The organism is Burkholderia sp. Bp9143, assembly GCF_003853645.1.
Taxonomy (GTDB): domain Bacteria; phylum Pseudomonadota; class Gammaproteobacteria; order Burkholderiales; family Burkholderiaceae; genus Burkholderia.
The window spans coordinates 1-12,658 of sequence record NZ_QTPO01000027.1; the positions used below are offsets into that span (position 1 = coordinate 1).

Below are 12,658 nucleotides of genomic sequence, written 5' to 3' on the forward strand. Positions count from 1 at the left end.
ATCGTCGCATCGACCAGCGTGCCTTCCTTCATCATCAGCCCGCGTTCGCACAGCGAGATGCCAATCTCGTCGAACAGTTTGCGCGTCAGGTCATGTTCAAGCAGCAGGCGCCGGAACTTCAGCAGCGTGGTCGCATCCGGCACGGTCTCGACGGCCAGATCTATCCCGGCGAAGGCCCGCATCGCGATGCTGTCGTACAGCGCATCCTCCAGCCCTCCGTCCGACAGGCTGTACCACTGCTGCAGGAAGTAGATTCGCAGCATCCGCTCCAGACCGATCGGCGGGCGGCCACGCTCGCCCTTCGGGTAGTACGGCTCGATTGCCATCAGCAACCGCGACCACGGCACCAGCTTCTCCATCTCGTCCAGGAAACGCTGGCGCCGGGTCACGCGCTTCTTGCCCGCGCTTTCCGCTTCCGCAAAGCTCATTTGCCGTTTCATCGTCGTGGATTCGTTCCGTGAACTGTCTTCTACAACGTCCTCGGCTACGTCAGCGATGACCGCCGAGCCGGATAAATCAGTGTTTCCTTAAGTGAACCTATTCGAAGTTGCCAATTTGCTGATGTGCATCAATTCTGGTTGCGCGTCACCGCTGGTTTTGGTTGCGCCATAAATCTCTCGTAAAATCAATGGCTTGCGTGGCCGGTCCGACGACGTCAAATCGTACGTATGTTTGCATGTCCACCGTCAACACCCGAACACTCGTTTTTGCAATAGTTTGAGCTACGTACGCTGGGAACTGCGTGGGTGGCTCCCGAGACCGAGTCTCCCGTTACGCCTTGACGCACACTTCATTCGCGAATCGAAGCGGGTTGCTTAAGTTGCTTCAGAGTTCGGCGCCGCTCAAATTTTGGCGTTACGCAATCTCAGCGCGTTCGAGATGACAGATGCGGAACTCGAACTCATTGCAAGCGCCGCAATCATCGGCGAGAGCAGCAGCCCCGTGAACGGGTAAAGTACCCCGGCCGCCAACGGAACCCCGAGCGCGTTGTAAACGAACGCGAAGCCAAGATTTTGCTTCATGTTCGCGACAGTTGCTTCTGACAGTTCTCGCGCCCGCGCGATACCGCGCAAGTCGCCCTTGACGAGCGTCACCTGAGCGCTGCTCATTCGGTGTTGCCGTGACGGCGGTGCTAACACGCGCGTCGCCTTTACTGAGGCTAGCCGGTACGTCAGTTGCGTACAGTGAGACTATATTGCTAAATCATCAGAGGGCGCCATCGGCGACGCCCCGATGTGTTGAGCAATGCGTCAGTTCTGTCCATGGAGGCGGTTGTGTAACCACGCGAAGAAGGCGCCGGCTGCAAAGAACCAGACCGCAAACACGAAGGCCGGATAGATAACAAACCACCAGGACACTGGCTCGCCCGTCTGAAGGCGCCGGAAATCGAGTCCGTGAAAAAGAGCGTTCATGAAATTCATGAACGGTTCAGGAAGTGCCATCCATACAAGTGTGCATAGGAGATAGAAGAGCACAACCGTGGCTGAAAGTGTCACGCCAGTCTTGAAGGGCTTCATTGCAGCCTCCTCATCCCGGAAGATTACGATGGAGTCCGGCAGCAGCGTCGGCTATGGGTGAGCCGCCTGAATTCAATGTATTTGGGCCGGGCGTTTCCCAAACAAATTAGGTACAAAGCGCGGCGTGTGTGCTGCGTATTCACGCCACGCCGCGCCGAACTGTATCTCCGAATCGCGCTCCTCTTGTATCGCTAGTCGAACGTACATGAACACTAGAATGGGGAACATAGCCAGAGTCACGAGCGTGGGCCACTGGAGCAGAAAACCCAGCATGATGACGACGAACCCGACGTACTGAGGGTGTCGGATTCTCGCGTAGGGTCCGGTGGTCGCCAACTCCTTGGCACGCTGAGCTTCATACAGGACGTGCCACGCCGTGGACAGCAAGTAGAAACCGCCCAATATCAAGAAGAAGCTGAGAAGATGCGGAAGTCCGCCATGCGGGTCGCCGTGCCTGCCGGTCAAAGTCCACCAGAGGTGTCCCGCATCGTGCGACAGAAAATTTGTTTGCGGAGACCTCGTCTGCAACCAGCCCGATAGCAAATAGATGGTGAGTGGAAACCCATACATTTCTGCGAATAGCGCGACGATAAAGGCGGAGAATCCACCGAACGACCGCCAGTCCCGCTTTGTCGCCGGCTTGAAGAAGCTGAACGCGAAGATGATGAAGACAAGAGAATTGATAGCTACGAGGCTCCATAGCCCGTAACCGTCACCGATGCTGGTCATGACCGTCTCCCGAATCAGAACGCCCTTCGGTCGATTTCGTCCCATCGTGCCCGTGCCCGTGGTGCATAAACAGATGCATCAGCGGGCACGAGAGCAACAGCAGATATGGCAATACTCCGAGGAAGTGGGCGCGGTGTTCGGAAAGCAAGAGGAATAGTGCTATTGCAGCGAACGCTACAAATGCAATGGCTGACCGCGATTTCCAGAACGGCCGAGCGCCATGTGAGCTGTCATTCATGCCTGCCACCCATCTCGAACGGCCTTACTTCTCGGCCGGATGCTCCTGCGCAGCCTGACGGTCCATCATTGCCTGCATCATCATTTGCATCATGTCCATGCGCTTTTCCATACTCTCCTGTCGCGACGACATCGGCATGCCGGATGAATGGGCGCCCATCATTCCCATCATGCTCATACCGTTCTGCATGACTTTCATCTGCTCGTCCATCAGGGCAGCGCGTTCCTGAGGCGTCTTCGCGTTCATCATCTTTTCGTGCATTGCACGCATGCTCTGCATTTGGTCGTCCGCTTCGCGGTTCGCCTCGCTTGGCGCTTTTGCGGCCGCTTTACTGGGATGATGGGCATCGTGAGCTGCATTGTCGGCGGCCGCCGGCGTACCAGCGATTGCAACGGCACTGACCATGCCGAGCGTCGCAATTGCGATTGCGAGTTTTTGCGGGAATGCCATCTTGTTCTTCACGAGAATAGTTCTTGAGAGCCGGTTGAACCGTGAAACCACTCTATGCTGACGCCGCTTCGACGGCTTGACGTGGCTCAAAGAATCACGAACCGAATTCTTCGTACGTAGCACGGCCCAGACGTGCCGCGTCGAAGTGCCGGCAACCTGTGTGAATGCGATTAAGCTTCGACCAACGCATGTTCGGCGGCCGTAAGGCACCCGGAGTTCGTGTTTCGCCCGGCCGTACGCACAAGCGTCGAATGCAACGTATCGTGATAGTGCAATGTTTCGTAGCCCTCAGCATGAAATGACTGCAACTTTTCGAGTACGTTTTCAACGCGTTGTTCGAGAAATGCTAGCGCATCCGGAAATGTGAGGTCGTCCAAGCGAGTGGCAAGTAAGGAACCGAAGCAAAAGGTCGTCGTCCATTGACTGGTAGGTGACGGGCGTTGGGTGGCTGAAAGGTCTGGAGGGTGGCAGCTCAGGCCGACAATGAGGCCGCGAACGTCCGCTCAATGGGGCGTCGCTCCTGTGCAATTTGTGAAATCTGCAAGGCAATCGCAAAAAAGGGGCGCCGAAAAAAGCTCCGGCGCCCCTTTGACAACAGTTTCAGTTACGCCTTGTCAGGAAAGGTTTAGCGGCACAAAAGGCCCTCGTAACCAAACCTAAATCGAGCGCCCCGTAACAGGAATTAATGCAACTTAGCACACCTGCCGAGGCGCATTAATTCTGGTTACGCGTCACCGCTGGTTTTGGTTACGCCCGAACTCTCTCGGCAAATCAATGGCTTCCGTGGCCGACCCGACGACGTCAAGTCGTACGTATGTTTGCGTGACCACCGTCAACGTCCGAACACTCGCTTTTGCAATACATTGAGTTACGTACGCTGGGAACCGCGGGGAGGCCCCTAGACCGAGTCTCCCGTCACGCCCTGACACACACTTCATTCGCGAATCGAAGCGGGTTGGTTAAATTGCTTCAGAGTTCGGCGCTGTTCAAATTTTGGCGTTACGAAATCTCAGCGTGTTCGAGACGGCAGATGCGGAACTCAAACTCATTGCAAGCGCAGCAATCATCGGCGACCCCAGGCAATGCGGCGGCCGAAGCTTCAAGGTCGACATTGAGCGGGTAGCGCCTGAGCGGGCACATTGCCATCGTCTGAATGAGCCCGCAGACGGTAACCTCGTCAGCAGAGGCGAGCATCAGCAAGATGCTCTCGCATATCACCAACGGGTTTTGTGCGCTCACGGCTCTCAGCCGACGTCTCGAAAATGAAGCATCGAGACAGCAAAATCCTCGGCAATTCGGCGGCGGAGCGTGGTCCCCAGATGGGCATTGCGGCCTTCTGCGAGTTTTGGCCGAGAATGCAGTGGGGTAGCAAATCCGGCCAGCACAAAATTTACGGCAAAATGGCATCCAGGTCAAAAGGAGTCAATACGGGCCAGCTTATACGTCCCAGTTTTTGTGCACACTTCGCCGCGAACGCGCTATCAACGCCCTTCGCATAAGCGATTAATCCGTCAATATGGTGTTTCAACCCGACGATGGAGTGAAAGCCACGAGCTTTGGCGTGCTCAACTGGACCACTCATTTCGAGATGCCTTAGGTGTAGCGTCAATGCGTCCTTGAATTCCGAAGTGAGCCTTGGCCTGTCTCCGTCCACGAGCAGCCCGAGAACTATCCGTCGGTGACCTGGGCCCCGAATGACCGACTTAGCCAAATTCGGTGAGAAGCCATGCTTATAGAGCGCACTATGGATTGCACCAGCTACCTTAACGGCGTCTGCACGGGTGGTGTCAGGTGACGCAGATGAAAATGCAATGTCATCAGCGTACCTCGTATAACGAAATCCGGTGCGAATTGCGATTTGACTGAGGGTAACGTCTAGCGGATTGGCGACGAGATTGGCCAGCACCGGGCTCGTGGCAGCCCCTTGCGGCAGGTGCCCGATATAGCCGCTACGGTATGCCTGAATTTTATACGCCCGACTCTTTGTCCGTGAGTTTCGCAAGTCTTTTGCATTGGTTTCGTCCACTGTACGTACTCGGGTGCAGATGCGAGCGAGCTCAAAAGCTATCAAAGGCTGGTACCCAGCTGCCCGAAAAATTGAGTAAACATCTGGTTCCAGAATTGACTCGAAAAAGTTAGTGACATCAGCTTTGACCAGCCACCGAGCTTGCTGATGCCTCTGAGCCGCGTCAAAAGCGCAACGACCACTGCGATAGGCAAAGCTCGCAGGATGCTGCTGCAATTTTGAAAGAATTTCCGTATTAATCCAGCGCTGGACACGCAGCAAAAGTGGATGAGGCGCGGCTATCCATCGATAGCGTTCCTCTCCGCCAGCGCTAGGCTTCTTTAGCCGAAAGACTCGATACGGATATTCGCCGCGAGACCGAGATACGATTGCCCGTAGAAACTTATAGGGTACTCCTGTCCTATGTTCCAGGTGCCTAAGAGTAAATAGCGGTGGAAGGTCGGGACGCGCCAACAATGCGGCGGTTTGCGTTGCAGCGTCGAGCACGTCTTGAGGCGTGTTGGACGGGGCGTCATACTGGAAGAGCTGAGGGTCCCACATTGACATCGTATCTACCATCCGTTCGACATCCATGGATGCTATTGGCGCCTCCCGTGCTTAGGCCACGCAGCGTCTTTTGAGGGAGGTGCCAATCGCTTCTCTAATCGCAAGTTCCAACGTGGACTACCAGACAGGTAGCCCATCCTCGCCGAAGCAAGGACCCTCATCCGACCGTGGGCCGAGCCCGAGCCTTCAGAGACACTCTAGATACTTATGGAACCCTCAGCTGCGTAGGATAATAGTACACGGATGGGGGCGATGTCACCCTCAAATTGCCGTCCCGAGCGTTTGAGAGCAATGTATCCAGGCTTCCAATTCCCAAATCGGTTAGCCGGTTTTCGCTGGTCACCAGTTGATGCTTCATTGCCAATATCTTCAGCGCAGCGAGTTCATGCAACCCTAGCCCAAGTCGGTCACACTGAGCCTCAGCAGAACGTAGACCTGCTCTCAGTGCGGCTAAAAAAAGCACAAGCTTCTTGCTTTGCAGCGGTAGCGTCAGAAATTTTTTGCCTTGAGCGTATTCTGGAAATTTAAGTGCAGAAAAAGCAGCAAAGAAATCAAATTCTTTAAGTTTTGAGCCAAGACTGTCACTTGTTCTGATAGATGTTCGGTTGAGGAAAATTGGCTTCCATTTATCTGTGTCATCGTGAAAAATAGCAGGCACGTTGTTTGGGCAGCCGTGCTTAAATGACAATAAGACTTCGCCATTTTGATAACCCAAAGCGCGCGACGGTAAACCACGGTTGTACTTGACACATATGTTTCTCAGGGCTGACCAATCCGGTCGGTCAAACTGAGTGCGAATCGTAGGCGCCTCCCGAGCCGTCACTATTGTCGGCGACGACGGATGGTTTTTTATTCTCGCTACACCTTGACGAGTACCTGAGTATGCAAAAACCGTAAACCGAATCAACTTAGAGGAATGCCAACTCCGTACTGAGCGTACCGACCATGCACTATTCAAGTAGTCGCAAATTCGGTCGCCGCTTCCGATAAAATCGGTGACCACGGCAAAATGACGTATGTGCTTCTTTCTGATTAATCCTGGGCCTGGTACAGAGACATATCGATTGGGCTGGCGTCTGGCAAGCTGACCAATAAGAGAGGCGACGACGCCTTCACTACCGACCTCTATTCGGTCACCTCTCATTCGAGCGAATACAGCCGGCGCTTCTCCGAACGCACTTCTTTTTTTCTTCCGACTCGGCCGTTTACGAGCGGAAAGGCGCTCCTTGAACAGTCGATGAGGTACACCTAGCCGCTTTCGCACCTCCCTCTCGGGATACAGGCCTACCGCGCCTTCTTTCCGGTCGAACGCACCCATGATAAGCGTACACATGACATTGAAAAACTCATCATGCGATACGACGTGGACCGCGTTGAGTAGCTTTTCCGCAAATGGTCGGTCAGAAGAACTGAACTGGTCGAGCCACTCGCCTCTCGTCGCAGTCTTAAGCACACTCGTGGTAAGCGCTGGAGCGAGAGACATGGATTCCCAGTGAAAGATGGCGTGCCTCCGATATTATCGCATCCGTCTCATCTGCAGCTAGGCGGTCAATGCTTCCCCCAGCCCAACGACTACGTCCGCGCTGCTACCCATGGACCATGCCCGCCGACCTCCGTTGAGTTTCTCATCTCACGCCCCAGGTCAGACCGGCGTCCTTCATTGACTCCGATGGGGAAAATGATGTAGACACGCTAGTGTGTTACGTGCAACAACCAGAGTCACGAGTGCACCAAGAATTCGTGGCGCAGGGACTAGCCCACGGATAAAACAATGCTCCAAATCAGCACTGGCAAGTTTTTCAACACCAACGAAACCTACGACACGATTCATCGAGGCGTGCTGTATTCGAACCTCCATACGTTGCCGGGCGATTGCATCACTACACCGGCCGGCAATTTATCACCCGCAGCGCGTTGGGGAGATATCGAAACCCTCGTATGTGAGGTCATCGAACGCCAGCCGAACGTTCGCGCAGTAGGCGTAATTCTGTCGGTCGGCCCGGATGCATTCATTCATGATTTTGCCGCAGTATCTTCGTTTTCCCTACAGCGCCTACTGACACCAGACCACGACTTGGCGATGCGCCTGCTTACCGCGCAACGGCCGCCACTAGGTATTCCCAAACTTCCCAAGCAATACGTATCAAAAATGTTTGATATGTCATTGCCGTACGACGTCCAGGCCGGCCAGCGTCTCTCCACCTTCTTGGACGACCTGCTCAAGCTCGAGCGAAAATCGTTTTCTGGCGCAATGAAAGCGATTCGACGGTACGTGACGGCAACTCATCGTCTGGCCGATGACCTAGACCTTGCGTATGCCCTGTTGGTTGCCGCTATCGAATCGCTCGCGCAGGAGTTCGATGATTTTAGCCCTGAGTGGGACGATTACGACCAGAAGAAACGACAGCCTGTTGACCGCGCTCTCGAAGGGGCGCCCACTGATGTCGCGCTCGCTGTTCGCGAAGCAATCCTTGGGGCAGAACATATTGCTGTCAGCCGAAGGTTTCGCGAATTTACCTTGGCTCATCTTGGTCGCGATTTTTTTCGGGGCGAAGCCGAGGGGCGAGTAGCGCCAGTAGGTAAGGGGGACTTGGAAGTTGCGCTGAAGAATGCGTATAACGTCCGTTCAGGTTATGTCCACGCGCTGAAGTCGATACCGCGACTGCTGGCATCGCCGATGGCATTGACCGATTTGATGGCCGTGGATGGCATGCCCTTTTTGACGTTTGAGGGGCTAGCACGCGTTGCGCGCACTGTAATTCTCGAGTTTATTTCTCGCGCCCCGACGACAGAATCCGAGGAAGTCGCATACATGGACGACTTCCCCAATCTATTGCGGGCGCCGCTTGCGCCAAGTATGTGGATACATAATGCGGAGGGATATTCCGTCCAATCTGCTTATTTGTATTTGAATGGATTCTTAGAGCAAGTCGAGCAGGCGCTGCTGAGTGCTTCGCCAGTCACAGACATTCGCGGCGTCACAGAAAAAATTGAGATGCTGTTGCCGTCACTGGCAAAACCTGAGCAACGACGGCCACTAATTGCGCTTCACTTTTGGTTCTCTCACTTCCTGTCAAAAGAGGAAAGGTATCGTTATCGGAAGCGCATGGACAATTTCATTAGCGAGTTGGACACGGAATGCCCCGAAGGATTCTTTTTGTACGTCTATGGAGGTCATTTGCCGCCTTGGAGCGCAGAAAGCTGCGAAACGATATTCGACACATACATTCGACGTAGATATGGAAGCAAAAAACTGAATGTTGGTACCGTTCTCGGTGCAGCGGGGGCGCTCACCATCGCTGAATTGTATAGGCTTGCTGGTGATGAGGATTCCGCGCGCCGCCTCATAGCCCGCGCGATTGACGAGTTTCCGGGCCTGGCACGGTTGCGTGAGTATGAAGCCAATATCGGCGATTCAGTCCCACCGATACGCCAACACGCCGAAGCACTATCGGCACTACATGCACAACGGTGGTGGGGACGCAGCGGTTTTGCGACTTCGGCTCGACGAAATCGGCCCATCCTATATCCACTCGCGAAACTTGGAATTTCCTAGTCTGGTTGGAAAGCGGCTGACGCTCATAGGCTGTGGAGCGATTGGCGGGTATCTGGCGCAGGCATTGGTACGGCTGGGCGCTGGCACCGGGAAAGGTGGCTTGTTGCGACTCGTCGACGTAGGACAGCTTGAGCCTGACAACTTGGGACGGCACGCTCTGGGATTTCCGTCTCTGTACCAGAACAAGGCCGTTGCTCTTCGCGAGGAGCTCATTCGGCAGTTTCCGTATCTGCAGGTCGAGGCACAGTGGGACACGCCTAGATTGAACGACCAGTTTTTTGCGACGGACCTCATCATTGAAGCGACCGGGGAAGAGGCCCTGAGCAGTCTCGTGAACGCCTCGCACATGGCACATCGGCTTGGACCCGTTCTGTACGTGTGGGTAAAGGGGAACGGTGAGTGTGTCCAGGCGCTGTGGTCCGATTCATCGAAGTTCGGCTGTTTTCAGTGTCTGCGTCAGGGAATCGGGTCCAACTATCGTCAGGACCGGTTCCCGGTCCTGACGAATCCGCCTCGAACGAAATTCCGGGGGTGTAGCTCGTTTACTCCCTATGCGGTTTCTGCTCCCATGTCCGCGGCGGCATTAGCTGCCGATATGGTCAGTGATTGGCTGAAGGGTGCAGTCAGCCCAAGATTTCGTACCCGTTATCTGGAAACGGCTGATGCCCAACGCATCAAGAACCAGGATATCGCCCCGACGAACGGATGTCCCGCATGCCAGCAGCTCTGATTCTTCGACACCCGTTCCACGAAGACGCGCGAATTCTGATTGAACCGTTCGTACTGTCGACGTTGATGGGCTTTCGGCAAACGGACCCTACAGCGCCAGAGTCCGGTGGCATCTTGCTGGGCTATCGACGGGGCTTGCATCTTCACGTGTCGATGGTGACGACTCCACAACCAGGTGACACCCAACACCGTTACGGTTTTCGACGACAGGCACATGGGCATCAGAAAATAGCCCTTGACCTCTGGAAAGCCGAGCGCGAGACAATGGACTACCTCGGTGAGTGGCATACCCATCCGGAAGCTGTCCCTACACCGTCGTCAATCGACACCGGGGAATGGCGAAAGATTTGCGCGAAAAAAAGCGAGTCCATGATGTTTCTGATTCTTGGTACTCGCAACGTGCTGTGGGTCGGAGCGGGCCGACGTGGCGAACTGCGTGGGGAAACTGCCGACGTGCCTAGCGAAAGTAGAACAGAATAGCGGACGAATGTTCACCGCAATGGTGAAGCCGCAGGATGTCACCTCAAGGTGGAACATTGACGGCCGGAGAGCGTTCGGGTCATGTGATGGCATGCGCCCTGGTCCGTCGCTGCCTAAGCGTCTAACCAGCATCATCTATCGCGCGCCCATGCTTCAAATCTTCCTCCATGGGCGCAGCTGCTGAAGACATATGCTCGGTCGGCGTCGCTCGCCGCACGGCTCGCGTGGAGTCCTCTTGGCTCGACGGCGGCTTCCTTGGGCTGATGCGTCGTGAAGGCGAAATCCGGGATGCCGTGTGCAAACGAAGGGCGCTAGAAAATGCTCCATCGCCCCGTGAGGCATTAGTTTTGGTTACCGCTTGCCAGGTGCGGCTCAGCGGCCGGAAAGAGCTGCGTAACCAAAACTGAATCGAGGCTTTGTAACCGAAACTAATGCACCTGGGCACACCCCACAAGCATCCGGCGCTTGCTACTCCACCGTCACCGACTTCGCCAGATTCCTCGGCTTATCAATATCCGTCCCCCTCGCCAACGCCGCGTGATAGGCCAGTAGCTGCATCGGCACCGTATGCAGAATCGGCGACAGCGGCCCGTAGTACTCGTTGAGCCGAATCACCTCGATCCCCTCGCTCGGCACCAACCCGCAGTCCACATCCGCGAACACAAAAAGCTTGCCATTCCGAGCACTGACCTCATACATGTTCGACCTGAGCTTTTCCAGAAGCACGTCATTCGGCGCCACCGCGATAACCGGCATTTCATTACTGACCAGCGCCAGCGGCCCATGCTTCAATTCCCCCGCGGGATAAGCCTCCGCATGGATATAAGAAATCTCCTTCATCTTCAGCGCCCCTTCCAGCGCGATCGGATAATGCATCCCGCGCCCGAGAAACAGCATGTTGTCGCGTCGCGCGAGCAGCTCCGACCAACCCATGATCTGCGGCTCCAGCGCGAGCACCTTCGACATCGCATCGGGCAGATGCCGTAGCGCACGCAAATGCGCCTTCTCCTCGTCGTCACTCAACCGCCCACGCACCTGCGCCAGTGACAAAGTCAGCAAGAACAACGCCACGAGCTGCGTAGTAAAAGCCTTCGTCGAAGCCACCCCGATCTCGATCCCCGCCCGCGTGACGAACTGCAGCGCGCATTCGCGCATCAGCGCACTCGTCGCGACGTTGCAGATCGCGAGCGTATGCATCATCCCGCGCTGCTTCGCGACATGCACGGCGCCGAGCACGTCGGCGGTCTCGCCGCTCTGCGACACCGCGACGACCAGCGTGCGCGGATTCGGCACGCTGTCGCGATAGCGAAACTCGCTCGCGATCTCGACACTCGCCGGCAGCTTCGCGATGCTCTCGATCCAGTACTTCGCGGTCAACGCCGCGTGATAACTGCCGCCGCACGCGAGCAGCAACACTGAATCGACGTCGTTGAACACGCGCCACGCGCCGTCGCCGAACAGCTCGGGCATGATCGACGCGACATCGAGCAGCGTATCGGCCACCGCCTGCGGCTGCTCGAAGATTTCCTTCTGCATGTAGTAGCGATACGACCCGAGGTCGGCCGCGCCGCTATGCGCCGCAACCCGCTGCACCGCGCGCTCGACGCGCTGGCCGGCCGCATCGACGATCCAGTAACGATGCAGCTGGATATCGGCGACATCACCGTTCTCGAGGTAAGTGATGCGATCGGTGATACCCGACAACGCGATCGCATCCGACGCCAGGAAATTCTCGCCATCCCCGACACCGACGACGAGCGGCATCCCGTCGCGCGCACCGACGATCCGGTGCGGTTCGTCGCGGCACATCACCGCGATCGCATAGCTGCCGCGCAGTCGCGCGACGGCACGGCGCACCGCGTCGAACAGGTCGCCGTCGTACAGGTGATCGATCAGGTGCGCGATCGCCTCGCTGTCGGTCTGACTCGCGAACACGTAGCCGTGCGCCTGGAGTTCCGCGCGCAGTTGATCGCAGTTCTCGATGATCCCGTTGTGCGACAGCGCGATGCGCGCGTTGTCGTCGCTGGGCGAGAAGTGCGGATGCGCGTTGAGCGTGACGGGCGCGCCGTGCGTCGCCCAGCGCGTATGCGCGATGCCGGTGTAGCCCGACAGCGCATGTGCGGCGATTTCGCGCTGCAGGTTGGCGACGCGGTCGACGCTGCGCGCGCGTGCCAGCGCACGGTCGCGATAGACCACGACGCCGCACGAGTCGTAGCCGCGGTATTCGAGCCGCTTCAGCCCGTCGACGAGGTTCGGCAGGATGTCCCGCTGGGCAACCGCCCCGACAATTCCACACATATCGCGCTCCGTAAATGTCCTGTCTGGACCCGTGACAGCGATGGTAGAAGCGGTTGGATGGAATTAAATTTCAAAATACGTTAACAAGT

12 protein-coding genes and 1 pseudogene are annotated in these 12,658 nt (G+C 56.3%); 3 read left to right on the top strand and 10 right to left on the bottom strand.

The features are described from left to right. The 9 genes and pseudogenes from DIE23_RS20705 to DIE23_RS20740 all read right to left on the bottom strand — a co-directional run. A partial coding sequence (locus DIE23_RS20705) for an IS5 family transposase (RefSeq protein ID WP_124613839.1) occupies nucleotides 1–440 on the bottom strand: 440 nt, incomplete at its 3' end. Between the two features lie 402 nt (nucleotides 441–842). Next, a pseudogene (locus tag DIE23_RS20710) lies at nucleotides 843–1,109 on the bottom strand (copper-transporting ATPase); the annotation flags it as partial. A gap of 141 nt (nucleotides 1,110–1,250) precedes the next feature. Next, nucleotides 1,251–1,517 carry a DUF5676 family membrane protein gene (locus DIE23_RS20715; RefSeq protein WP_124613840.1) on the bottom strand — a complete coding sequence of 89 codons (267 nt, stop codon included), beginning with the start codon at nucleotides 1,515–1,517 and terminating at the stop codon, nucleotides 1,251–1,253. 72 nt (nucleotides 1,518–1,589) lie between these two features. Beyond that, the gene (locus DIE23_RS20720) at nucleotides 1,590–2,246 is read right to left on the bottom strand and encodes an isoprenylcysteine carboxylmethyltransferase family protein (RefSeq protein ID WP_124613841.1); all 657 of its coding nucleotides are present in this window, start codon (nucleotides 2,244–2,246) and stop codon (nucleotides 1,590–1,592) included. After that, nucleotides 2,230–2,484, bottom strand: coding sequence for a DUF2933 domain-containing protein (locus DIE23_RS20725; protein ID WP_124613842.1), 255 nt, complete (start codon nucleotides 2,482–2,484; stop codon nucleotides 2,230–2,232). Before DIE23_RS20725 ends, DIE23_RS20720 begins: the two co-directional genes overlap by 17 nt. Nucleotides 2,485–2,508: 24 nt before the next feature. Next, nucleotides 2,509–2,934 carry a hypothetical protein gene (locus tag DIE23_RS20730; RefSeq protein ID WP_124613924.1) on the bottom strand — a complete coding sequence of 142 codons (426 nt, stop codon included), beginning with the start codon at nucleotides 2,932–2,934 and terminating at the stop codon, nucleotides 2,509–2,511. 999 nt (nucleotides 2,935–3,933) lie between these two features. Beyond that, entirely contained in the window at nucleotides 3,934–4,134 is a 201-nt protein-coding gene (locus DIE23_RS39620) for a hypothetical protein (RefSeq protein WP_175942419.1), read from the bottom strand. A 190-nt stretch (nucleotides 4,135–4,324) separates the two neighbouring features. Beyond that, on the bottom strand, nucleotides 4,325–5,533 hold the full coding sequence (locus tag DIE23_RS20735) for a reverse transcriptase family protein (RefSeq protein ID WP_124613843.1): 1,209 nt from the start codon (nucleotides 5,531–5,533) through the stop codon (nucleotides 4,325–4,327). A 178-nt stretch (nucleotides 5,534–5,711) separates the two neighbouring features. Then, nucleotides 5,712–6,824, bottom strand: a complete 1,113-nt coding sequence (locus DIE23_RS20740) for a hypothetical protein (RefSeq protein ID WP_124613844.1) — start codon at nucleotides 6,822–6,824, stop codon at nucleotides 5,712–5,714. Nucleotides 6,825–7,277: 453 nt separating this feature from the next. Here DIE23_RS20740 and DIE23_RS40265 point away from each other — a divergent pair, with 453 nt between their 5' ends. From DIE23_RS40265 to DIE23_RS20750, 3 genes are read left to right on the top strand one after another with little or no spacing between them, the layout of a single operon-like run. Continuing rightward, complete coding sequence (locus tag DIE23_RS40265) at nucleotides 7,278–9,062, top strand: hypothetical protein (protein WP_260436125.1); 1,785 nt, start codon at nucleotides 7,278–7,280, stop codon at nucleotides 9,060–9,062. Then, complete coding sequence (locus DIE23_RS20745; RefSeq protein ID WP_260436126.1) at nucleotides 8,968–9,792, top strand: ThiF family adenylyltransferase; 825 nt, start codon at nucleotides 8,968–8,970, stop codon at nucleotides 9,790–9,792. The genes DIE23_RS40265 and DIE23_RS20745 overlap by 95 nt, the downstream gene beginning before the upstream one ends. After that, complete coding sequence (locus tag DIE23_RS20750) at nucleotides 9,777–10,271, top strand: Mov34/MPN/PAD-1 family protein (RefSeq protein WP_124613845.1); 495 nt, start codon at nucleotides 9,777–9,779, stop codon at nucleotides 10,269–10,271. The genes DIE23_RS20745 and DIE23_RS20750 overlap by 16 nt, the downstream gene beginning before the upstream one ends. Nucleotides 10,272–10,739: 468 nt before the next feature. Here the strand turns inward: DIE23_RS20750 and glmS are convergent, their stop codons facing one another. Beyond that, nucleotides 10,740–12,569, bottom strand: coding sequence for a glutamine--fructose-6-phosphate transaminase (isomerizing) (gene glmS, locus DIE23_RS20755; protein ID WP_124613846.1), 1,830 nt, complete (start codon nucleotides 12,567–12,569; stop codon nucleotides 10,740–10,742). Nucleotides 12,570–12,658: the final 89 nt, after the last annotated feature.

What these genes read in the sequence shown, in the direction of transcription:
- DIE23_RS20715 (WP_124613840.1), bottom strand. Translation starts at nt 1,517, where the DNA reads ATGAAGCCCTTCAAGACTGGCGTGACACTTTCAGCCACGGTTGTGCTC.
- DIE23_RS20720 (WP_124613841.1), bottom strand. Translation starts at nt 2,246, where the DNA reads ATGACCAGCATCGGTGACGGTTACGGGCTATGGAGCCTCGTAGCTATC.
- DIE23_RS20725 (WP_124613842.1), bottom strand. Translation starts at nt 2,484, where the DNA reads ATGAATGACAGCTCACATGGCGCTCGGCCGTTCTGGAAATCGCGGTCA.
- DIE23_RS20730 (WP_124613924.1), bottom strand. Translation starts at nt 2,934, where the DNA reads ATGGCATTCCCGCAAAAACTCGCAATCGCAATTGCGACGCTCGGCATG.
- DIE23_RS20735 (WP_124613843.1), bottom strand. Translation starts at nt 5,533, where the DNA reads ATGGATGTCGAACGGATGGTAGATACGATGTCAATGTGGGACCCTCAG.
- DIE23_RS20740 (WP_124613844.1), bottom strand. Translation starts at nt 6,824, where the DNA reads ATGGGTGCGTTCGACCGGAAAGAAGGCGCGGTAGGCCTGTATCCCGAG.
- DIE23_RS40265 (WP_260436125.1), top strand. Translation starts at nt 7,278, where the DNA reads ATGCTCCAAATCAGCACTGGCAAGTTTTTCAACACCAACGAAACCTAC.
- DIE23_RS20745 (WP_260436126.1), top strand. Translation starts at nt 8,968, where the DNA reads ATGCACAACGGTGGTGGGGACGCAGCGGTTTTGCGACTTCGGCTCGAC.
- DIE23_RS20750 (WP_124613845.1), top strand. Translation starts at nt 9,777, where the DNA reads ATGCCAGCAGCTCTGATTCTTCGACACCCGTTCCACGAAGACGCGCGA.
- glmS (WP_124613846.1), bottom strand. Translation starts at nt 12,569, where the DNA reads ATGTGTGGAATTGTCGGGGCGGTTGCCCAGCGGGACATCCTGCCGAAC.